Source organism: Sulfitobacter sp. 1A13368 (assembly GCF_043557275.1).
Taxonomy (GTDB): Bacteria; Pseudomonadota; Alphaproteobacteria; order Rhodobacterales; family Rhodobacteraceae; genus Sulfitobacter; species Sulfitobacter faviae.
In genome coordinates this window covers 1-1,140 of record NZ_JBIFFR010000021.1, presented here as the reverse complement: position 1 = coordinate 1,140, position 1,140 = coordinate 1, and the positions used below count along the sequence as shown (strand labels likewise).

1 protein-coding gene is annotated in these 1,140 nt (G+C 61.2%); it reads right to left on the bottom strand.

The genetic code is table 11. The features are described from left to right. Positions 1-1,136: elongation factor Tu (gene tuf, locus ACGYK4_RS17290; protein ID WP_276153690.1), on the bottom strand; the 1,136-nt coding region annotated here is incomplete at its 3' end. Between the last annotated feature and the right edge of the window lie 4 nt (positions 1,137-1,140).

Sequence of the window (1,140 nt, the reverse complement as noted above, 5' to 3'; positions counted from 1 at the left end):
CGGCCACCTTCGCGGATCGCGAAGCGCAGGCCGTTTTCCATGGCGATCGGTGCGATCAGCTCAACGCCGAAGGACACGTTGTCGCCGGGCATGACCATCTCGGTGCCTTCTGCCAGCTGAACGGTGCCGGTCACGTCAGTTGTACGGAAGTAGAACTGCGGACGGTAGTTCGCGAAGAACGGCGTGTGACGGCCACCTTCCTCTTTGGTGAGGATATAGGCTTCGGCTTCGAACTTGGTGTGCGGTGTCACGGAGCCGGGCTTGCAGAGAACCTGACCACGCTCAACGCCGTCACGCTCAACGCCGCGCAGCAGGGCGCCGATGTTGTCGCCAGCTTCACCACGGTCCAGCAGCTTGCGGAACATTTCCACACCGGTGCAGGTGGTTTTCTTGGTGTCGCGGATGCCGACGATTTCGATCTCGTCGCCAACGTTGATCACGCCACGCTCGACACGGCCAGTCACAACGGTACCACGACCGGAGATCGAGAAGACGTCTTCGACCGGCATCAGGAAGGGCTGGTCCACGGCACGCTCAGGTGTCGGGATGTAGGCGTCAACTTCGGCCATCAGCTTCTTGATGGACTCTTCACCGATCTCGGGCTTGTTGCCTTCCATCGCCGCCAGAGCGGAACCCGCAACGACGGGGATGTCGTCGCCGGGGTAGTCGTAGGAGGACAGCAGTTCGCGGATTTCCATCTCGACGAGCTCGAGCAGCTCTTCGTCGTCGACCTGGTCAACTTTGTTCATGAAGACGACCATGGCGGGGATGCCAACCTGACGGCCGAGCAGGATGTGCTCGCGGGTCTGGGGCATCGGGCCGTCGGCCGCGTTCACAACCAGGATCGCGCCGTCCATCTGCGCCGCACCGGTGATCATGTTTTTCACATAGTCAGCGTGGCCGGGGCAGTCGACGTGGGCGTAGTGACGGTTCTCGGTCTCATACTCAACGTGCGCGGTCGAGATGGTGATGCCGCGGGCCTTCTCTTCGGGCGCGCCGTCGATCTGGTCATACGCTTGGAAGTCACCGAAGTATTTGGTGATCGCCGCGGTCAGCGTGGTTTTACCGTGGTCAACGTGGCCGATCGTGCCGATGTTGACGTGCGGTTTGGTGCGTTCAAACTTTGCCTTTGCCATGGTG